Consider the following 19,242-nt stretch of genomic DNA (forward strand, 5'->3'; position numbering starts at 1 on the left):
GTCTTGACGGCACCGACGTCGGTCGGTAGGCCTACGCTGACCGGATGGATCCGATCGAGCGACTGCGGGAGCGCGAGCGTGAGCTGCAGGCACAGCTCGCGCGGCTGGATGCCGATGACGCGGCGCTGCGGGTCGATCGCTCGGACGCGACGGCCGACGACGAGCACGACCCCGAGGGGTCCACGCTCTCGGGCGAGTGGCAGCGCGTCGATGCTCTCCGGATGTCGACGCGCGATGAACTCGCGCAGGTCGCGATCGCGCTGGCGCGGGTGGATGCCGGAACCTACGGCGTCTGCGAGCGGTGCGGACGGCCGATCCCCGAGGCGCGCCTCGAGGTGCGCCCGCAGGCCACGATGTGCGTGGCATGCGCCTCCTGAGCTGAGGGCCCTGCCTGGGAGGCAGGGCCCTCAGGGTTCACGGCCGGGGCGGAACGGGCGGAGTCGGTCGAGTCGGAGCGGCCGGCTGCGTCGGGGCCGCCGGCTGCGTCGGGGCCGCCGGCTGCGTCTGCTGCCGGAGGGTGCGCGTTGCTTCCTCCGCCTGGACGGCGACGGGAGGTGCGCCCTTCGCGTGCTGGGCGATCTTCGGAGCCTCTTCCTCGCCCTTGGTGAGGATGGCCTCCCATCGCTGCTGCATCGGCTTGATGAGGCCGCCGCCGGCACCGACGATGATGACGCCCGCGATGATGGCCAGGACGGCGATCAGGATCGGCGTCGTGACCGAGGTGGCCACCTCGATCTGGTTCAGCGCGGCGGTGACGCCGAGGAAGATGATGAACACGGCGGCGATGTTCGCGAGGACCTTGCCGTAGGAGAGGCCGCTCAGCGTGTTCTGGATGAGTCCCTTCACGGCGGCGGCGATGGCCGTCGCGATCACGATGATGATGATCGCGACGATGATCTTCGGCAGGAAGGCGATGATGCCCTCCAGAAGGTCGCTGACGGGGTTCGGACCGAAGACACCGAACGCGAACTGCAGGACGAACAGGACCAGGGCGTAGTACACGATCTTGGCGACGATGTCGGACGCGTCCAGCTTGGATTTGGCGAGGGCCCTCTTGATACCGCCGCGCTCCACGAGACGGTCGAAGCCGACCTTCTCGAGCAGCTTCTCGAGGGCTTTCGAGATCAGCTTGGCGACGATGAGTCCGACGATGAGGATGAGGAGGAACAGGAGAGCCTGTGGGACGAATGTCACCACGGCCGCGAGCCCGTTCTCCAGTGCGTTGCCGATGTTCATGATGTGACCTTTCACGATCGTCCTCGGCATCTGCGGCTGCCGGCGACGGAGTGAGCGCCCTCAGTGCGCACACTCTCTGTGGTGTGTTGCGGCGAAGTCCGCTGCTGTCGCCAGTGTGATGCCACGGGCGGGACGGGATGCGGGGATTGCTCCGGTGCTGCCCGCGATGGTATTTCGGCCCCACCGCCGGTGCGACCTCGTCCAGCAGGGTGGCGGAACAGTACGCCCGAAGCGCGGGTCAGGCAAGCCTCGTCGATCGGCGGTGCAGGCGGTGGATCCTCGCCCCATGAGCACCGAGAACCGCGATCGCGACGCCGCGAACCTTCCCGCCCGCGGGGCGACGCCCCCGGCTGAGGCACAGGTGTCCGATTCCGGACACACCCTTCACCACGACGTCCTCCAGCGTGAGAAGGCGGAGTTCGGCGGCTTCAAGTTCGGGTCGGCGTTCTTCGGCTGGCTCACCGCCACAGGCACGGCCGTCCTGCTCACCGCACTCGTCGCCGCGACCGGGACCTGGGTGGGCGCCAGTACGGGGACCGCCCCGGAGGAGGCCGCCGAGACGGCCACCCGGAATGCGGGGACCGCCAGCATCCTGGGTGCTGTCCTCCTCGGCATCGTCCTGCTCGTCTCGTACTTCGCGGGCGGGTACGTCGCCGGTCGGATGGCCCGCTTCAGCGGGGCGAAGCAGGGGATCGCCGTCTGGATCTGGGCCATCGCCATCGCCGTGGTCGTCGCCATCGTGACGGCCGTGGCGGGCAGCCAGTGGGATCTCCTGGGCAATCTCGACAGCTTCCCGCGGATCCCCGTCGATCCCGAGGCGGCGACCACGACGGGCATCCTGACCGCCATCGGCGCCGCGGTGGTCGCGCTGATCGGCGCGATCCTCGGAGGACTCGCCGGCATGCGCTACCACCGCAAGATCGATCGAGTCGGCCTCGGCCGGTAGACCACGGCGGCGGGCTGGTATCGGCGCCGCCGCCGCCGCTTGACGCGCGGCATCCGCTGCCCTAACGTACAACCAAATGGTTGCACAAACGGAGCTCAGCGATGACCAGATCGACCGCGTCTTCCACGCGCTCGCTACCGCGACGCGCCGGGACATCCTGCGCCGTACGCTCCAGCGCGAGCAGTCGATCTCTGCACTCGCCGCGGACTACGACATGTCGTTCGCGGCGGTGCAGAAGCACATCGCCGTGCTCGAGGCGGCGGAACTCGTCGTCAAGCGTGCCGAAGGGCGCGAGCGGCTCGTCCGAGCGGACCCCGGCATGATCGCCCGCGCCCGCGCGCTCCTCGCGCAGTACGAAGACCTCTGGCGCGCCCGCATCGACCGCCTCGACGCGCTCCTCGCCGAACCCGAGAACTGACCGACCGTCCCACGAAGGAGAAGGACATGCCCGTCACCGACATCACGACCGACACCGAGAACCTCACGATGACCCTCACCGCCGACGTCGACGCCCCGGTCGACCGCCTCTGGCGGGCGTTCACCCAGCCGCGTCAGCTCGAGCGCTTCTGGGGTCCTCCCGGCTGGCCGGCCACCTTCACCGCCTTCGACTTCACCGTCGGCGGCCGCGCTCACTACGCCATGACCAGCCCGCAGGGCGAGAAGTCCCGCGGGACGTGGGATTTCCTCGCCATCGACGAGGGTCGCAGCTTCGAGGTGCTCGACGCATTCGCCGACGAGGACGGGCAGCCCATCGCCGAGTTCCCCTCGATGCGCATGGTCTTCTCGTTCACCGAGACCGCCGGCGGCTCGCGCCTGTCCAACGTGACTCACTTCGCCTCGGCTGAGGCTCTGGAGCAGGTCGTCGCGATGGGCGCCGTCGAGGGATCCCGCATGGCGATGGACCAGCTCGACACCGTGCTGCACGACCTGCGCGAGTGGTTCCAGGGCAAGGGCACGAACGTCGAGCTCCTCGACGACGCGCACGTGCGCATCACGCGGCTCGTCGACGGTCCCCGCGAGCTCGTGTGGCGCGCGCACCACGATCCGGAACTCCTGAGGAAGTGGATGCTGGGGCCCGACGGCTGGGCGTTGGTCGAGTGCGTCGTCGGCGACCAGTACCGCTACGTCTGGGAGGAGGGCGGCAACCCCGAGACCCGCTTCGGGTTCGAAGGCGACACCCTGCTGCTCGATGAGCCGCGCCGCTCGGTGAGCACCGAGAAGATGATCGGCATGGACGGCCCCTCGACCACGAACGACCTGCAGTTCTACGAGGAGGACGGTGCCACTCTGCTGACGCTGCTCATCGAGTACCCCGACAAGGAGACACGCGACATGATCCTCGCCACCGGCATGGCGGACGGCATGGAGACCTCCTACGCCCGCCTCGAGCGCGAGGTGCTGCAGGCGGCCTAACCCGGCTCCGAGGCGACGCCCTCGTCCGCCGGCTCAGGCCCGGGCGAGGGCGTCCTCGAGCGCGACCCACGCGAGCATCGCGCACTTCACGCGGGCCGAGAACTTCGAGACGCCGGACAACGCCGCCGCGTCGGCGAACCTCTCCTCGTCCAGGGGGATCGCGCCACGGGAGCGCAGCGCCTCGCGGAAGCCGTCGATCAGCGTGACAGCCTCCTCGCGCGGCAGACCTGCGTCGCCGCCGTCCTCCTCGATCAGCGCGGCGAGCATCGACGCGGACGCCTGCGAGATCGAGCAGCCCGACCCCTCCCAGGACAGGTCGGTGATGCGCTCACCCGCGTCGTCGACGCGCACGCGCAGCGTGATGTCGTCACCGCACATCGGGTTGTGCTGGTGCGAGCTCGCGGTGCGTCCCTCCTCGGGCGACAGGCCGCGCCCGTGCGGGTGCTTCGAGTGGTCGAGGATGAGCTCCTGGTACAGCGAGTCGAGACCGTTCATGCGTTCACTCCGAAGTAGGAACGGATGCCGCCCACGGCATCCACCAGCGCATCGACGTCGTCGTCGGTGTTGTACAGCGAGGTCGAGGCCCGGACCGAGGCCGTCACCCCGAACCGCTTGTGCAGCGGCGCCGCGCAGTGATGTCCGACGCGCACGGCGATGCCCTGCGCGTCCAGGTACTGACCCGCATCGTGCGCGTGCACGCCGTCGACCGTGAAGCTCCAGAGCCCGACGCGCTCGCCGCCCTCGGCGTCGCCCAGCAGACGGATCCCGGGGATGTCGACGAGGCCCTCGCGCATGCGGGCCGCCAGTCGCGCCTCGTGCGCGTGCACGGCGGGCATCCCCGCGTCCTCCAGGTACGACACCGCGGCGGCGAGTCCGATCGCGGGACCGATCGGCTGCGTGCCCGCCTCGAACCGCTGCGGCGGCGGCAGGTACCCCGCCTCGTCGAGCGTCACGGTCGTGATCATCGATCCGCCGGTGAGGAACGGCGGCAGCGCCTCGAGCACGTCGCTCCGGCCGTAGAGGCCGCCGACGCCGTAGGGACCGAGCATCTTGTGGCCGCTGAAGACCGCGAGGTCGACGCCGAGGGCCGGCAGGTCGAGGCGCATGTGCGGTGCGGACTGGCACGCGTCGAGCACCGTGAGCGCACCGACCTCGTGCGCGAGCGCGACGATCTCGGCGACGGGGTTCACGATCCCGAGCACGTTCGACACGTGCGAGAACGCCACGATCCGGGTGCGCTCGCCGATGATCTCGGCCGCCGCGTCCAGGTCGAGCCGGCCGTCGTCGTGCACGGGGATGTGCCGGAGCACCGCCCCCGTCCGCGCCGCGAGCTCCTGCCACGGGATGAGGTTCGCGTGGTGCTCGGTCGCGGTCGCGACGATCTCGTCGCCGGGCTGGAGCGCGAACCGAGCGGATGCCGGTGCCCCCCGCCCGAGCGTCGCGTTGCCGATCGCGTACGCCACGAGGTTGAGTCCCATGGTGGCGCCGCTGGTCCAGACGAGCTGCTCGGCGCGGGCGCCGACGAATCGCGCGACGGTGGCCCGGGCATCCTCGAACAGATCGGTCGCCTCGGCGGCGAGCGTGTGCGCGCCGCGGTGCACGGCTGCGTTGCTGCGCGTGAGGAAGTCGTACTCGGCCTGCAGCACCTGGCGGGGCTTCTGGCTCGTCGCCCCGGAGTCGAGGTAGACGAGCGGGTGCCCGTTCACCTCCTGCTGGAGGATCGGGAAGTCCGCGCGCAGCCGGGCAGCGTCGAGCGTCGCGGTCTCGGACAGGGCGGGAGAAGTCACCCCTCTAGGCTACGCCGGTGGCGGGTCCCGGGGCCGGTCGCGCCGGGCTCAGAGGTCAGACCACGGGCGGTACGTGATGGACACGACCGTCTCGTCCACGGGGTCGGTGTTGACCCACGGCGAGTAGCCGTCGAGCTCGGCGTCGCCCTGCGTTCCGTTGATGCGGTCGATCGCGAAGAAGAAGCGCGGTTCGCCGTCGGACATCTCGACCTCCCGGTCGGGTCCGAGGGCGCGCACCTCGTCGGCGGTGAGACCGATCGCGAGGTCGAACTCGGGCGTCACCGCGACGCCGCTCACGTCGGCGCCCGTGACCGTCACGTAGGAGGGGACGAAGTACTCGTCCCGCGATTTGCCGCCCTCGGTCGGGATCATGTCGAAGTAGGTGAACCCGTCCCACGTGTACGAGGTGTAGTCGGGGAAGTGCGTGCCGTCGCCCTCGTAGATCGACTCGGACGGCTCCGCGCCGAACGCCTCGGTGAGGGCCGCGACGGCGGCGTCCGCGTCGCCGCGCCACTCGTACGCGTACAGCTCGGATCCGTCGTCCGCGACGATCGTGAAGCCGTCGGCCCCGAGCACGACCTCGCTCGCCGTCGGGGCCTCTGTCTCCGCCTCGGTCTCCGTGGGCGTCGGCGCCGCCTCGGACGCACCGGAGGCCTCCGGCGACGGCGAGCCCGCTCCCGGTGCGGCGGCGGGGGCCGGCATCCGGTTCAGCATCAGCACGATCGCGACGACGACGGCGATCGCGAGGACACCCGCGAGCGTCAGCAGCGGAATGAGGTTGCGGGGACGTCGGGACTCGGCCATGCGCACATCATGGCAGTCCGCGCGCATTCATCCATCAGTTTTCGGAATGCTCTACCAAACCGTAATGACGCTGCTCGACGCGGCCGCCGCGGTCGTCGCCGGGGAGTGGTCGCGAGCGGCGTCCGTAGACGATCTCGGACGAATCCAGCAGCCACGGCACGAGGGTCACGGTGACGCCGTGCACCATCATCAGCTGCTGCGCGATGCGGCGCGCGCGGCGGTTGTGGAGCGGGGTCTCCCACCAGTGGCCGACGATGTACTGCGGCAGGTAGACGGTCACGACCGACGGTCCGTGCATCTCGCGGTACTTCTCGATGAAGCCGATCAGCGGGGTGGCGTAGTGCCGGAACGGCGAGTCGACGACGACGAGGGGCACCGGCATCCGGTGGTACTCCCAATCGGCCTTCAACTCGGCGATGTCGTCGGTCGTGACGGCCACGTGCACGGCGAGGGTCTTGTCGTGCTTCGCGGCCAGGGCGTAGTCGATCGCCTTCGCGACGGGCTTCTGCAGCTTGCCGACGAGGATGATGGCGAGGTCGCCGGACGAACCGAACTTCACGGAGTCGTCCATCTCGATCTCGTGCTCGACGTCGCGGTAGTACCGGTTGACGCCGATCATGAGGAACGCGAGGACGGGCATCGCGAGGAAGACGAGCCACGCGCCGTGGGTGAACTTCGTGATCGTCACGATCGCGAGCACGGCGACGGTGAAGGCGGCGCCGATCGTGTTGATCGCGAGTCCCGACATCGCCTCGCGGCGCACCGCGGCGGGGCGGTTCTTCAGCAGTCGCAGCTCGCGCCGCCAGTGGCGCACCATGCCGATCTGCCCGAGCGAGAACGACACGAACACACCGATGATGTAGAGCTGGATGAGGGTCGTCAGGTTCGCCTGGAACACGATGAGGATCGCGATCGCGGCGCCGCCGAGGATCAGCATCCCGTTCGAGAAGACGAGACGGTCGCCGCGGGAGTTCAGGGCCTTCGGGGCGTAGCTGTCGCGGGCGAGTACCGAGCCGAGCAGCGGGAACCCGTTGAACGCGGTGTTGGCCGCGAGGAGCAGGACGCAGGCGGTCGCCGCTTGGATGACGAAGAAGAGGATCGAGTCGCCGCCGAACGTCGCGGCGGCGACCTGGGCCATGAGGCTCGGCTGCGGGCCCGCCTCGCAGTCGAACCCGACGAGTCGGCAGGGGTTCTCGGCGTAGTGCACACCCGCGATGAGAGCCAGCGCGGTGAGACCGGCGAAGAGCACGATCGCGATGCCGCCCATGAGCACGAGCGTGGTCTGCGCGTTCTTGATCTTCGGCGTCCGGAACGCGGGCACCCCGTTGCTGACCGCCTCGACACCGGTGAGGGCGGAGCAGCCGCTCGAGAAGGCGCGCAGCAGGAGCAGGATGAAAGCCACCTGCGACAGGCTCTCGGCTTCGACGGTGAAGTCCGCGCTCGAGGCGACCGGGGCATCGCCCATCGCCCAGCGGAACAGGCCGGTCACGATCATGAGGGCGACGGACCCGATGAACACGTAGGTCGGGATCGCGAACGCCTGCGACGCCTCGCGCACACCGCGCAGGTTCACGATGACCAGCAGGATGACGAAGCCGACCGCCAGCTCGACGCGCCACGGGTCGAGGGCCGGCAGCGCCGAGATGATGTTGTCCACACCGGACGAGACCGACACGGCGACCGTCAGCACGTAGTCGACGAGCAGGGCGGATGCCACGACGACACCGGCCTTCTCGCCGAGGTTCGTGCGGGCGACCTCGTAGTCGCCACCGCCCGAGGGGTAGGCCTTGATCAGCTGGCGGTAGCTGAGCACGACGACGATGAGCAGCACGACGACGGCGGCCGCGACCGGCGGCGCGAACGCCATGAACGCCGTCCCCCCGAGCAGCAGGATCATCAGCAGTTCCTGCGGCGCGTACGCGACGGACGACAGCGCGTCGGAGGCGAAGATCGGCAGCGCCCGCTTCTTGGGCAGCAGCTGTCCCTCGAGCTTCTCGGTGTCGAGGGGTTCGCCGATCAGCATGCGCTTCACGGCGGGGGAGGGGGCCGCGTTCGGATCGCGGCTGTCACTGGTCACGGCGGGCGACATTACGCCTCCCGCGAACGCAGTGCAACGTGAGGCGGAGGGCCTCTCGATCCCTAGACTCCAGGGGTGACCGGCCAGATCTTCCCCGCGGTGGTGGCCGTCCTCTTCGGGGCCGTCGTCGGGCTCCTGCTGTTCGTCCCCATCGTCGCGATCAGCTACCGGCGGCGCGGACGTTTGACCCTCGGCCGACTGGGCTTCTGGGCGGCATCCCTCGTCTACTTCATGGCGCTGTGGACCTACACGCTGCTGCCGCTGCCCGCCTCCGACGACTACCGCTGCGCGGGCGCCGTGCTCTCGCTCGGACCCACCGTCGACGATGTCGTGGGCGCATTCGCCGACGGCGCCGCCCTCACCGACGTCCGGCTGCTGCAGGTCGTCTTCAACGTCCTGCTGTTCGTGCCCCTCGGCTTCCTCCTCCGGGTCGTGACCCGGCGAGGTGTGTTCGTCGCGCTGTCGGCGGGCCTGAGTCTGTCGCTCCTGATCGAGCTGACGCAGCTCACCGGGGTCTGGGGCCTCTACCCCTGCGGTTACCGCCTCTTCGACGTCGGCGACCTGACCACCAACACCCTGGGCGCCGTGATCGGCTCCGTCGCCGGCCTGCTCGTCCCGACGCGCTTGCGCGGGCTCGGCAGAGCAGCGGATGCCGGTGCCCCACGCCCGGTGACGCGGGGGCGCCGTCTGCTCGCCGCTGTGTGCGACCTCCTCGGCGCCACGATCGTCGGGGGCGCAGCGGGCACCGTCGTCCAGCTCTTCCTGCAGTTCGCGCTGCGTCGTGAAGACCTCGTCGCCGACGCTGCGATCGCCGACATCGCCGCGGGATGGACCCCGATCCTGCTCTGGTCGACCGTGGTCCTGGCCACCGGTCGCACGATCGGCGACCTGGCGGTCGAGCTGCGCTACGAGGGCGGGCGTCAGCCGGAGTGGGTGGCGCGGCTGCTGCGGTTCGTCGGCGGCATCGGCGGGTACCTGCTGCTCGGTCTGTCCTTCGGCGATGGCGGCGCGCTCGCCGGGCTGTTCGCGCTCGTATCGTTCGTGCTCGTGTTCACCACGCGCTCCGGCCGCGGCCTCCCGGGGCTCGTGACGGGGCGTCAGCTGATCGACGCGCGTGCGCGCGTCTCACCGGGGGACGTGACGCACGCCGAGGATCACTGACCGCGGGCGCGGAACGTGTAGGTGATCGTCGCGACCTTCTGCGTGGACTCGTCCGACTCGACGAAGGCGCTGAAGACGCGCTCGCCATTGTTGTAGAACGTGCCGCGGCCTTCGCCGTAGGTCAGGCGCAGGCGTCCGTTCGTGAGCGCGAACTCGTCGAAGGGACCCTTGCTGCGCGCCTGATCGATCGACTGACCGACCGTGACGCCGAACTCGTTGGTGACCTGCACGTCGGCCGGCAGACCCGCGCTGACGGTCACCCAGGTCGGGGCCGGCACCTCGCTGCGCGACCGACCGCCGTCGCCGAGGAAGACGTCGTACATGCGGAAGCCCGGCCAGACGTAGATGTCGTAGGCCCAGTTCTCGGCGTCGCCGTTGACGAAGTCCTCTTCAGGAGCAGTGCCGAACGCCTCGGTGAGCGCGGCGATCGCGGGGGCCGCGTCATCCGCCCACTGATGCGTGAACTCACCGTCCGCCGTCGTGATCGTGAAGCCCGAGCCGTTCACCGCGATCGTCGACGCTGCCGCCGGAGGCTCCTCGGTCGGCGTCGCCGAGGGCTGCGGCTGCTCCTGCGGCGTCGACGGCGCCGGCTGCGGCGCGGCGGCGGAGCTCTCGGCGGGCGGCGCGGCCGTCGTGGGCTCCGTCGCGCGGAGCAGGTATGCGCTCACGACGACGATCACGGCGACCAGCAGCACGCCCGCGATCGCGCCCAGGATCATCGGGACCCGGTTCGGGTTCTCGGGGCGCTCCGGCTCGCGGTGCTCCTGCGGGTCGAGGGGGGCGAAGGGCAGCCAGTCGTCGTTGCTCACGAGAGGAACTCCCGCGCGGCGACGGTCAGGGCGTCGACGCCGCGCTCGATGGTCGGGTGCAGCACGGGGGCGAAGTAGGGGGAGTGGTTCGTCGGGATGTCGCGCGAGATCGTGCCCGCAGCGGCGGCATCCGCGTACTGCTGCGGGTCGACACCGCCCCAGAACCAGTAGACGAGCGGGGCGCCGGACTCGCGAGCGAACCACGAGACGTCCTCGCTGCCGGTGAACATGCCGGGATCGACGACCGTGCCCTCGCCGAACGCGCGGTCGAGCGCGGCCGTCAGACGAGCCGTCGCATCCTCATCGTTGATCGTCGGCGGCAGGGAGTGGAGCGTCGCGATGGTCGGCTCCTGCTCCGCGCCCGATGCCGCGGCCTCCGCGCGGATGACCCGCTCGACGCGGGCGAGGATGTCGGCCCGCGCCTCGTCGTTCGGGTAGCGCAGGCTCAGCTCGAGGGTCGCCTCGGCGGGGATGATGTTGTTCTTCAGCCCCGCGTGGATCGCGCCGACGGTGACGACGGCCATCTCGCGCGGGTCAACCTCGCGGGAGACGATCGTCTGCAGGCGCATGACGGTGGCCGCCGCCATCACGACGGGGTCGATCGTCGAGTGGGGGCGCGAGCCGTGCCCGCCGCGACCGTGCAGGGTGACGGTGATGCCGTCCGATGCCGCCATCTGGGTCCCCGGCCGCACGCCGATCGTGCCGGCCGGCAACGGGGTGAGGTGCTGACCGAGGACGATGTCCGGCTTCGGGTACCGGTCGAAGACGCCGTCGGCGATCATGGCCTGGGCGCCGGCGCCGTACTCCTCGGCGGGCTGGAAGACGGCGACGACGGTGCCGGACCACTCCCCCCGCGTCTCCTGCAGCTTCTCGAGCGCGCCCAGCAGTGCGGTGACGTGCATGTCGTGACCGCAGGCGTGCATGACCGGCACATCCTGGCCGGCGGGGTCGACGCCGCGAGCGGTGCTCGCATAGGGGAGACCGGTCTGCTCGGCCACCGGCAGACCGTCCATGTCGGCACGGAGCCAGACGACCGGGCCGTCGCCGCTGCGGACGACGGTGACGACACCCGTGCGGCCGACGCCCTCCTCGTACTCGAGGCCGAGCGCCGCGAGCTCGCGCGTGATGACGCCGGCTGTCCGGGTCTCCTGGAACGACAGTTCCGGATGCCGGTGCAGATCGGTGTAAATCGCTTCGAGATCGAGAGGCATGCCCACGAGCCTACGGCGCGGGAGCGCCCGGTACCTCCGTGAGTCCTCCATGCGGAGCGCTCGTCGAGGTGCGTTCGACCAGGCGGAACGCCAGCTCACCGAGCTCGGTGCGACCGTCGACCGCGGCCAGGACGGCGTCGGCGGCCCGCTCGCCCTGCTCGTGCGGGAACTGGGCGATCGTCGTCAGCCCGAAGAAGTCGCCCATCTCGTGACCGTCGACGCCGACCACCGACAGATCCCCGGGGACGTCGAGACCCTGGTCGCGCGCGGCGAAGAGCGCACCGAACGCGAGCTCGTCGGATGCCGCGAAGATCGCCGTCGGCGGTGCCGCGCTCTGCAGGAGTTTGTGTGTCGCGCGGTATCCGGCGTCGATCGTGAAGTCGCCCGGCGCGAAGGCAGCGTCGGCGATGCCGGCATCCGCCATCGCCGCCATGAAACCGTGGCGACGCAGGGAGGGGATGTCGAGGCCCGGATCCCCGGGGTACCCGGCCCCGATGTGCGCGATGCGCCGGTGCCCGAGGCCGAGCAGGTGCTCGGTGGCGAGGCGCGCGACGGCGACGTCGTCGACGCGCAGCGCCGGGAGGCGCGGGCTCGTGGACCCGAGCCCCACGACGGGCAGATCCAGCGCCAGCAGGCGGTCCACCTCGTCGTCGGCGAGGGTGAGCGAGAGGACGATCAGCCCGTCCACGCGTCCGCGGCGCAGCGAGACGTCGAGGACCCCGTCGCGCTGCGAGCGGTCCGCGCTCATGCTGTAGAGCGTCATGTCGTACCCGTGCGGGGTGAGCCGACTCGCGATCCCGTCGAGCACGTTGGCGAAGAACCATCGGTCGAGCAGCGGCACCACGACGCCGATGTTCGCCGCGTGTCCTGTGGCCAGAGCCGATGCCGCCGCCGAGACGACGTACCCGAGATCGGCCGCGGCGGCGCGCACACGGGCGCGGGTCGCATCCGAGATGCGCCCGCGCCCGCTCAGCGCGCGCGAGACGGTCGCCGCCGACACGCCTGCGACGCGGGCGACGTCGTCGATGCCCGTCACGTCAGTCCGCGGCGATCCACACCGTGGTGTCGGCGGGCAGGTCGCGGCCGAGGAACGCGTCGCTCTCGACGAGCAGTGTGCCCTCCGGCAGGGCGACGGGTGTCGACCCGACGTTCGCCACGACGGTGACATCGCCGTTGCGGAACGCGACGACGTCGTCGCCGTACTCGTCCAGCCACTCGAGCTCGCCCGAGCCGAGCTCGTGAGCGCGGCGGGTGGCGAGCAGCGTGCGGTAGAGCCAGAGCGTCGACTCCGGCTGGTCCTCCTGCACGTCGCGGGCGAGCGCGTTCCACTCGGCCGGTTGCGGCAGCCAGCTCTCGCCCGTCGGGCTGAAGCCGAAGGCGCCCTCGTCGGCGGTCCAGGGCAGCGGCACCCGGCATCCGTCGCGGCCGTAGCGCTCGCCGTCGGTGCGGAACCAGGTCGGGTCCTGCCGGACGTCGTCGGGGAGTTCCATAGCCTCCGGGAGACCGAGCTCCTCGCCCTGGTACAGGTAGGAGGAGCCGGGCAGCGCGAGCATCAGCGCCGTCGCGGCGCGGGCACGGCGCAGGCCTGCGGCGGCGTCGGGCTTTCCGGGGGTCTTCGGCCCGACACCGTGACCCTGCGGGTGACCGGGCATCGCGAGGCGGGTCGCGTGGCGGATGACATCGTGGTTCGAGAGCACCCACGTCGCCGGGGCGCCCACGGCGGGGAAAGCGCGCAGGGACTCGCTGATGACCTCGCGGAGCTGCGCGGCATCCCACTCGCTCATCGCGTAGGGGAAGTTGAAGGCCTGGTGCATCTCGTCGGAGCGCACCCACTTCGCGGTCTCGTCGACCGTCGGCAGCCACGCCTCGGCGCACAGGGCGCGATCGCCCTCGTACTCGTCGAGCACGCGGTGCCATTCCCGCCACACCTCGTGCACGCCGTCCTGACCCCAGTAGGGGACCGGCTCGGCGCCGCCCATCGAGTCCGCCTCGGCCGGCGGGGTGTAGTCGGGCAGGCCGTCAGCCTTGATGAGGCCGTGCGCCACATCGACGCGGAAGCCGTCGACACCGCGGTCGAGCCAGAAGCGCAGCGTCGCCTCGAACTCGCCGCGCACCTCGGAGTTGTCCCAGTCGAAGTCGGGCTGCGACGAGTCGAAGAGGTGCAGGTACCACTGACCGTCCGGCACACGGCTCCACGCCGGGCCGCCGAACACGGACTCCCAGTTGTTGGGAGGCAGCTCGCCGTTCTCGCCCTGGCCGTCGCGGAACATGTAGCGCGCGCGCTCGGGGCTGCCGGGTTCGGCTGCGAGGGCCTGCTGGAACCAGACGTGCTTGTCCGAGGAGTGGTTGGGGACGAGATCGATGATGACCCGGATGCCGCGGGCGTGCGCCGCCTCGAGCATGTCGTCGAAGTCGGCCAGCGTGCCGAAGAGCGGGTCGACGTCCCGGTAGTCGGCGACGTCGTAACCGGCATCCTTCTGCGGAGACGTGAAGAACGGGCTCAGCCAGACGGCGTCGACGCCGAGCGAGGCGAGGTCGTCGAGGTGCGACGTGATGCCGGGCAGGTCGCCGATGCCGTCGCCCGAGGCGTCGGCGAAGGAGCGGGGGTAGATCTGGTAGATCACGGCGGTGCGCCACCACTCGGCGCCGGGGCGGCTCTCGCCGATGGGGGCCAGCGTCGAGGTGACGGTGGAGACGGGGGTCGAAGTCATGCGCGTCAGCCTAGCGCAAGCGCTTGCGCACTCGGTGCCCGCGCTGATCGGGTGAGGCGAGTACCCTCGACCCAGTGAATCCCGACGCCCTCGCCCGAGCCGAATCGCTCATCGCGACGATCCCCGACTTCCCCGAGCCCGGCATCCTGTTCCGGGACATCTCGCCGTTGCTGGCGGATGCCGCAGCCCTCCGCACGATCGCGATGGCGATGGCCGAGCCGTTCCTCGGCACGTTCGACGTGGTCGCCGGTGTCGAGGCGCGCGGCTTCCTGCTCGCCGGCGCGATCGCGGTCGCGTCGGGGACGGGACTCGCGCCGATCCGCAAGGCCGGCAAACTGCCGCGTCCGGCGGGATCGGTCAGCTACGACCTCGAGTACGGCAGCGCGACGATCGAGATGACGGACGACCTCGCCGCCGGCGCCCGCGTCCTCCTCGTCGACGACGTCCTCGCCACCGGCGGCACGCTGCGTGCCGGTCAGCAGCTTCTCGAGCAGCTCGGCTACACGATCGCCGGCACGTCGGTGCTCATGGAGCTGACCGCGCTGCAGGGACGCGCGGTCTGCGGCGACGTCCACAGCGTCTTCACCGTCTGAGCGGGGCGCTCACGTCCGGATGACGACGTTCTCCGGCTCCTCGCCCGCCAGCAGATGACCGATCTGGCGGCGGAGCAGACGAACGACCCGCGGGTGCATCGCATCGGTCGCGCCGCCGACGTGCGGGGCGATGATTACGCCGTCGAGCGTCCAGAGCGGGTGGTCGGCGGGAAGCGGCTCCGGATCGGTGACGTCCAGTGCCGCACGGATGCCACGGGTGCGCACGTGGGCGACGAGGGCGTCCGTGTCGATGAGCGACCCGCGACCGACGTTCACGATGAGAGCGGCTTCGGGAAGCGCCGTCAGGAACGCGTCGTCGACGATGTGCCGCGTCGCCGCACCCCCGGGCAGAGTCGCGATGACGATGTCGACGCTCGGAAGGAGCTCGGGGAGCTCCTCGGCCGCGTGGACGTGCACCCCGTCCTCGTCGCGGGCGGTCGAGGCGACCGCGACGAGGTCGACCTCGAAGGGCGCGAGTCGCGCGGCGACGGCCTTGCCGACGCCGCCGTAGCCGAGGACGAGCACGCGGCGGTCGGCGAGTCCGGTCGCCTGGAACGGGCGCCACTCGCGGGCGTCCTGTGCGCGGACGAAGCGGTCGATGCCCCGCTGCGCCGTCAGTGTCAGCGCAATGGCGAGCTCGGCCGTGGACGTCTCGTGCACCGTCGTCGCGTTGGCGAACAGCACACCGGCGGGCAGGCGCTCCTCGATTCCCTCGTAGCCGATCGACTGACCCTGGACGAGTCCGACCTCGATGCCCTCGAGCCAGGGGAGGGGGCTGCCGGAGGCCATGTACGGCGGGACCACGATGTCGATGCGCGGGCGGGGGGAGGCGGCATCCATCTTCCAGACGAACACGTCCGCGCCGTCGATGTCGGCGAGGTCCTCGGCGAGACGGTCGGTGGGCACGCTGACGCTGATGGAAGCCATGCCCCGAGGCTACCGCCGGGTCACTCGACCGTCGTCGCCATGCCCATCCGGGCGAGGACGACGTTCTCGACGATCTGCACGAGGTTGTAGAGCACGAGCGTCACGAGGGTGATGATCGCGACCGATGCCCAGAGGTCGTCGAACCGCGCCTGCGCTGTGAGCTTCTGGATCGCCCCGCCGATGCCCGTTCCGGTCGACAGCCACTCGGCCAGCAATGCACCCGTCACTGCGCCGGGGACCGACACTCGCGCCGCGGCGAACAGCGAGGGCAGCGCACCCGGCACGTCGACCTTGCGCAGCTGCATCCATCGGCCGCCGCCGTAGACGCGGACGAGGTCGAGGCTCTGCTGCGACGCACGCGACAGACCGAACAGGATCGAGGCGAGCGCGGGGAACAGCACGACGATGCTGCCGATGACGGCGACGGATGCCGGGGTGCCGCGTCCCGTGATGAGGATGATGACCGGGGCGATGGCGACGAGCGGGATGCTGCGAAGCAGCAGCGCGAGCGGCATCACGCCCGCTTCGACGGCACGGGAGAGCGAGAAGACGATGGCCAGGACGAGGGCGGCCGCCATTCCGGTCACGAAGCCGAGCGCGGCGTCGCCGAGGGTCTGCCGCACGAGCGGGCCGAGGGCGTCGCGGTGGGCCGCGGCATCCTCGTCCGTGAACAGGAACTCCCACACGTCGACGGGACCCTTGGCGATGTACGGGGAGATCCCGGTGAAGGAGACCACCGCCCACCAGGCGGCGACGACGATGACGAGCGTCAGCGCCGCGTTCGCACTGGAACGGCCCAGCGCGCGGCCGCCGCCCTTCACGAGCGGGCTCCGGCGACCCACGGGGTCACGATCCGCGACAGGAGTCCCAGCAGCGCATAGCCGAGGAGAGCGACGAGCGCGGTCAGCAGGAACACCGCCCAGACCCGGGGCGAGTCGAGGTCGCCCTGCAGCTTGATGAGGGTGATCCCGACGCCCTGGTCGATCGAGCCCATGTATTCGCCGAGGATCGCCCCGAGGAATGCCGTCGGCACCGCGATCTGGAGGGCGTTGAGGATCGCCGGGGCCGCGGCGATCAGGCGCACCTTGCGCAACTGCGTCAGGCGCGAGCCGCCGTAGACGCGGACGACGTCGAGCGAGGCACGGTCGGCGGCCTTGAACCCGACGAGCGCGCCGACGACGGTGGTGAAGAAGACGGCGAGGGCGGCGAGGAAGACCGCCGTGGCGCTCAGGTCGCCCGCGCGCTTCGCGACCGGCAGGACCACGACGGCGATGCCGCCGACGGCGACGACCGGCAGGCAGTAGCTGACCACGGCGATCTGCGTCACGACGGTCTCGGCCTTCGGGACGAGCAGGACGACCGAGGCGAGGAGCAGGGCGATCGCGTTGCCCCACGCGAACCCGAGAAGGGCTTCGGAGATCGTCACCTGGAACACCGGCCAGTAGGCGGGCAACCCGTCGGAGGCGATCGTCGCGAACACGGTCCACGGGTCGGGTACCGGGGTGAACGTGGTCCCCGGTGCCGGGACGAACGCGGTCGCGGAGAACAGCCACCACGCGCCGAGCAGGGCGACGACCCCCACGACGGCGGCGGTCCCGCGCGGTGCGCGGCGTCCGCGGCGCGCGGCGGGAGCGCTCGTCATGACTCTGCGGCCGCGCGGCCGTCGCCCGTGAAGAGCAGATCGGATGCCCGGTCCACAAGCGCGTGGAACTCGGGAGTCCGCTGCATCTCGGGCAGGCGAGGGCGCGGGAGGTCGACCTCGATGACCTCGGTGATCCGACCCGGTCGCGGCGACATCACGGCGACGCGGTCGGAGAGGAAGATGGCCTCGGAGATGCCGTGTGTCACCATGAGCGTCGTCGCGGGCTTCTCCGTCCAGATACGGAGCAGCTCGAGGTTCAGGTTCTGCCGGGTCATGTCGTCGAGGGCCCCGAACGGCTCGTCGAGCAGCAGCACCGACGGCTTGAGACTCAGGGCCCGGGCGATCGACACGCGCTGACGCATCCCGCCCGACAGCTGCGCGGGCTTGGCCTTCTCGAAGCCGCGCAGGCCCACGAGCCCGATGAGCTCGTCGATGTAGTCGCGGTCCGGTGTACGGCCGGCCACCTCGAACGGCAGACGGATGTTCGCGAGCACGCTCCGCCAGGGCAGCAGCGCGTGATCCTGGAAAGCGATCCCGAGGTCGTGGTCGCGCCGCAGCTGCGCGGGAGTCTTGCCGTCGACACGCACCTCGCCGCTCGTGGGCTGCTCGAGGTCGGCCAGGATGCGCAGGATCGTGGACTTGCCGCATCCCGAGGGTCCGAGCAGTGACAGGAACGATCCCTGATCCGTGTGCAGATGGGTGTCGGAGAGGGCCTCGACGGTGCGGCCACGACCGGTGTGGAAGGTCTTCGCGAGACCGTCGATGCGGATGCCGGTACCCGCGAGGGCACCGGCATCCGCGACGTTGGTGCTGGTCATGTCAGGGCAGGTAATCCTTGAGTTCGGCGTCGTCGGCGTAGATCTCGTCGATGATCGTCGTGTCGAAGAGGTCCTCGACGCTGACGTCCCAGCCCGCAGCCGCGAGCGAGTCCACGGTCTGCTGCTGCAGGTCGTCGGAGATCGTGAACAGGCCGTTCGCCTCGGTCTCGTCGGTCGAGATCAGCAGGTTCTGCGCCTCGATGCCCTTCGTCGTCTTCTCGGGGTCGAGCGCCCCGAAGACCGACTCCAGGCCGTCCTCGGACTCCTCGGCTGCCTGGTTGTAGTACTTCTCGACGAGCGAGACGGTGTCCTCCACCGGCTCCTGGAAGACGTGCGTCCATCCCTTGATCTCGGCGGTGAGGAAGTCCTTCAGCAGCTCCTTGTTCTCGGCGAGGTACTGGTCGGTGACCGTGAAGGTCTCGGCGACGTAGGGGACGCCGTTCTCGGCGTACGCGAGGTTGGTCACGTCGTAGCCGGCGAGCTCGACCGTGAGGGCCTCGTTCGTCAGGTACGCCATGAAGCCGTCGACCTCGCCGTTCATGACGGGGGTGGGGTTGAAGTCGACCGGGACCACCTCGACGTCGGCAGGGTCGATGTCGTTGGCGTTGAGCAGGGCCGCGAACACCGAGGCGTTCGAGTCCTGTACGCCGATCTTCTTGCCGACCAGGTCCTGCGGCGTCTGGATGTTCGCGCCGTCGGCGAGCGACAGGATCGTGAAGGGGTTCTTCTGGAACGTGGCGCCGATGATCTTCAGGGGTGCGTCCTGCTCGGCGACGGCCGCGCCGACGGATGCCGCATCGCTCAGCGCGACCTGCACGGTGCCGGAGAGGAGCTTCGCGACGCCGGTGTCGGGACCGGAGATGCCGACGACGTCGGAGAAGCCGGCGTCCTCGTAGTAGCCCTTCTCGTAGGCGTAGAACTCGCCGGCGAACTCCTCGTTCTTGATCCAGGAGTACTGGACGCTGATCTCGCCATGGTCCTCCGATCCGCCGGAGGATGCCGGTGCACCGCCGGAGGCGCATCCGGCGAGGACGAGGGTGGCCGCTGCGGCGAGGGCGGCGAGGGGGGCGAGACGGCGCAAGGGGACTCCTTGATCATGCTGCGGGT

20 protein-coding genes are annotated in these 19,242 nt (G+C 70.4%); 6 read left to right on the forward strand and 14 right to left on the reverse strand.

All coding sequences use genetic code 11. The features are described 5' to 3' along the window. The first annotated feature begins 44 nt into the window (after window positions 1–44). Window positions 45–377: a TraR/DksA family transcriptional regulator gene (locus tag M3190_RS01240; RefSeq protein ID WP_251577504.1), complete on the forward strand. Its 333-nt coding sequence runs from the start codon at window positions 45–47 to the stop codon at window positions 375–377. A 37-nt stretch (window positions 378–414) separates the two neighbouring features. Here M3190_RS01240 and M3190_RS01245 read toward each other — a convergent pair whose 3' ends face one another. Next, the gene (locus M3190_RS01245; RefSeq protein ID WP_251577506.1) at window positions 415–1,236 is read right to left on the reverse strand and encodes a mechanosensitive ion channel family protein; all 822 of its coding nucleotides are present in this window, start codon (window positions 1,234–1,236) and stop codon (window positions 415–417) included. Window positions 1,237–1,522: 286 nt separating this feature from the next. On the opposite strand from M3190_RS01245, the gene M3190_RS01250 reads away from it, so the two are divergent. From M3190_RS01250 to M3190_RS01260, 3 genes are all read left to right on the forward strand, one after another. Continuing rightward, complete coding sequence (locus tag M3190_RS01250) at window positions 1,523–2,182, forward strand: hypothetical protein (RefSeq protein ID WP_251577508.1); 660 nt, start codon at window positions 1,523–1,525, stop codon at window positions 2,180–2,182. Window positions 2,183–2,258: 76 nt separating this feature from the next. Beyond that, on the forward strand, window positions 2,259–2,600 hold the full coding sequence (locus tag M3190_RS01255; RefSeq protein WP_251577510.1) for an ArsR/SmtB family transcription factor: 342 nt from the start codon (window positions 2,259–2,261) through the stop codon (window positions 2,598–2,600). 26 nt (window positions 2,601–2,626) lie between these two features. Next, a complete protein-coding gene (locus tag M3190_RS01260) occupies window positions 2,627–3,595 on the forward strand; it encodes an SRPBCC family protein (RefSeq protein ID WP_251577512.1) in 969 nt (322 codons plus the stop codon). 33 nt (window positions 3,596–3,628) lie between these two features. Here M3190_RS01260 and sufU read toward each other — a convergent pair whose 3' ends face one another. The 4 genes from sufU to M3190_RS01280 are packed head-to-tail and all read right to left on the reverse strand — an operon-like array spanning window position 3,629 to window position 8,275. Beyond that, a complete protein-coding gene (gene sufU, locus M3190_RS01265; RefSeq protein WP_251577514.1) occupies window positions 3,629–4,090 on the reverse strand; it encodes a Fe-S cluster assembly sulfur transfer protein SufU in 462 nt (153 codons plus the stop codon). Beyond that, window positions 4,087–5,382, reverse strand: coding sequence for an aminotransferase class V-fold PLP-dependent enzyme (locus M3190_RS01270; RefSeq protein ID WP_251577516.1), 1,296 nt, complete (start codon window positions 5,380–5,382; stop codon window positions 4,087–4,089). The genes sufU and M3190_RS01270 overlap by 4 nt, the downstream gene beginning before the upstream one ends. Before the next feature lie 48 nt (window positions 5,383–5,430). Continuing rightward, window positions 5,431–6,186, reverse strand: a complete 756-nt coding sequence (locus M3190_RS01275; protein WP_251577519.1) for a hypothetical protein — start codon at window positions 6,184–6,186, stop codon at window positions 5,431–5,433. 34 nt (window positions 6,187–6,220) lie between these two features. Next, window positions 6,221–8,275 carry an APC family permease gene (locus M3190_RS01280; RefSeq protein ID WP_251577521.1) on the reverse strand — a complete coding sequence of 685 codons (2,055 nt, stop codon included), beginning with the start codon at window positions 8,273–8,275 and terminating at the stop codon, window positions 6,221–6,223. 63 nt (window positions 8,276–8,338) lie between these two features. Here M3190_RS01280 and M3190_RS01285 point away from each other — a divergent pair, with 63 nt between their 5' ends. Beyond that, window positions 8,339–9,424, forward strand: coding sequence for a VanZ family protein (locus M3190_RS01285; protein WP_251577522.1), 1,086 nt, complete (start codon window positions 8,339–8,341; stop codon window positions 9,422–9,424). Here M3190_RS01285 and M3190_RS01290 read toward each other — a convergent pair. From M3190_RS01290 to M3190_RS01305, 4 genes are read right to left on the reverse strand one after another with little or no spacing between them, the layout of a single operon-like run. Beyond that, window positions 9,418–10,233, reverse strand: a complete 816-nt coding sequence (locus M3190_RS01290) for a hypothetical protein (protein ID WP_251577525.1) — start codon at window positions 10,231–10,233, stop codon at window positions 9,418–9,420. The genes M3190_RS01285 and M3190_RS01290 overlap by 7 nt on opposite strands. Then, window positions 10,230–11,444, reverse strand: coding sequence for an amidohydrolase (locus M3190_RS01295; protein WP_251577527.1), 1,215 nt, complete (start codon window positions 11,442–11,444; stop codon window positions 10,230–10,232). The genes M3190_RS01290 and M3190_RS01295 overlap by 4 nt, the downstream gene beginning before the upstream one ends. Before the next feature lie 10 nt (window positions 11,445–11,454). Further along, window positions 11,455–12,480, reverse strand: a complete 1,026-nt coding sequence (locus M3190_RS01300) for a LacI family DNA-binding transcriptional regulator (RefSeq protein ID WP_251577529.1) — start codon at window positions 12,478–12,480, stop codon at window positions 11,455–11,457. A 1-nt stretch (window position 12,481) separates the two neighbouring features. Next, window positions 12,482–14,155 (reverse strand): glycoside hydrolase family 13 protein, encoded by a 1,674-nt coding sequence (locus tag M3190_RS01305; RefSeq protein ID WP_251577531.1) that lies wholly within the window; start codon window positions 14,153–14,155, stop codon window positions 12,482–12,484. A gap of 74 nt (window positions 14,156–14,229) precedes the next feature. On the opposite strand from M3190_RS01305, the gene M3190_RS01310 reads away from it, so the two are divergent. Then, window positions 14,230–14,748, forward strand: coding sequence for an adenine phosphoribosyltransferase (locus tag M3190_RS01310; protein WP_251577533.1), 519 nt, complete (start codon window positions 14,230–14,232; stop codon window positions 14,746–14,748). 9 nt (window positions 14,749–14,757) lie between these two features. Here M3190_RS01310 and M3190_RS01315 read toward each other — a convergent pair whose 3' ends face one another. Genes M3190_RS01315 through M3190_RS01335 form a run of 5 tightly spaced genes read right to left on the reverse strand, consistent with a single transcriptional unit; the run spans window position 14,758 to window position 19,216 of the window. After that, window positions 14,758–15,675: a 2-hydroxyacid dehydrogenase gene (locus tag M3190_RS01315; RefSeq protein WP_251577534.1), complete on the reverse strand. Its 918-nt coding sequence runs from the start codon at window positions 15,673–15,675 to the stop codon at window positions 14,758–14,760. Window positions 15,676–15,695: 20 nt separating this feature from the next. Further along, window positions 15,696–16,517, reverse strand: coding sequence for an ABC transporter permease (locus tag M3190_RS01320; RefSeq protein ID WP_251577535.1), 822 nt, complete (start codon window positions 16,515–16,517; stop codon window positions 15,696–15,698). After that, window positions 16,493–17,317, reverse strand: coding sequence for an ABC transporter permease (locus tag M3190_RS01325; protein ID WP_251577537.1), 825 nt, complete (start codon window positions 17,315–17,317; stop codon window positions 16,493–16,495). Before M3190_RS01325 ends, M3190_RS01320 begins: the two co-directional genes overlap by 25 nt. Beyond that, window positions 17,314–18,135 carry an ABC transporter ATP-binding protein gene (locus M3190_RS01330; protein ID WP_251577539.1) on the reverse strand — a complete coding sequence of 274 codons (822 nt, stop codon included), beginning with the start codon at window positions 18,133–18,135 and terminating at the stop codon, window positions 17,314–17,316. Before M3190_RS01330 ends, M3190_RS01325 begins: the two co-directional genes overlap by 4 nt. A 1-nt stretch (window position 18,136) precedes the next feature. Beyond that, complete coding sequence (locus M3190_RS01335) at window positions 18,137–19,216, reverse strand: ABC transporter substrate-binding protein (RefSeq protein ID WP_251577541.1); 1,080 nt, start codon at window positions 19,214–19,216, stop codon at window positions 18,137–18,139. Window positions 19,217–19,242 lie beyond the last annotated feature (26 nt).

This window comes from Microbacterium oleivorans, assembly GCF_023715745.1.
Classification (GTDB): domain Bacteria; phylum Actinomycetota; class Actinomycetes; order Actinomycetales; family Microbacteriaceae; genus Microbacterium; species Microbacterium oleivorans_D.

Bases quoted from the DNA above. Each gene is read 5' to 3' on its own strand.
- M3190_RS01240 (WP_251577504.1), top strand. From the start codon at position 45: ATGGATCCGATCGAGCGACTGCGGGAGCGCGAGCGTGAGCTGCAGGCA.
- M3190_RS01245 (WP_251577506.1), bottom strand. From the start codon at position 1,236: ATGAACATCGGCAACGCACTGGAGAACGGGCTCGCGGCCGTGGTGACA.
- M3190_RS01250 (WP_251577508.1), top strand. From the start codon at position 1,523: ATGAGCACCGAGAACCGCGATCGCGACGCCGCGAACCTTCCCGCCCGC.
- M3190_RS01255 (WP_251577510.1), top strand. From the start codon at position 2,259: ATGGTTGCACAAACGGAGCTCAGCGATGACCAGATCGACCGCGTCTTC.
- M3190_RS01260 (WP_251577512.1), top strand. From the start codon at position 2,627: ATGCCCGTCACCGACATCACGACCGACACCGAGAACCTCACGATGACC.
- sufU (WP_251577514.1), bottom strand. From the start codon at position 4,090: ATGAACGGTCTCGACTCGCTGTACCAGGAGCTCATCCTCGACCACTCG.
- M3190_RS01275 (WP_251577519.1), bottom strand. From the start codon at position 6,186: ATGGCCGAGTCCCGACGTCCCCGCAACCTCATTCCGCTGCTGACGCTC.
- M3190_RS01280 (WP_251577521.1), bottom strand. From the start codon at position 8,275: ATGTCGCCCGCCGTGACCAGTGACAGCCGCGATCCGAACGCGGCCCCC.
- M3190_RS01295 (WP_251577527.1), bottom strand. From the start codon at position 11,444: ATGCCTCTCGATCTCGAAGCGATTTACACCGATCTGCACCGGCATCCG.
- M3190_RS01305 (WP_251577531.1), bottom strand. From the start codon at position 14,155: ATGACTTCGACCCCCGTCTCCACCGTCACCTCGACGCTGGCCCCCATC.
- M3190_RS01315 (WP_251577534.1), bottom strand. From the start codon at position 15,675: ATGGCTTCCATCAGCGTCAGCGTGCCCACCGACCGTCTCGCCGAGGAC.
- M3190_RS01325 (WP_251577537.1), bottom strand. From the start codon at position 17,317: ATGACGAGCGCTCCCGCCGCGCGCCGCGGACGCCGCGCACCGCGCGGG.
- M3190_RS01330 (WP_251577539.1), bottom strand. From the start codon at position 18,135: ATGACCAGCACCAACGTCGCGGATGCCGGTGCCCTCGCGGGTACCGGC.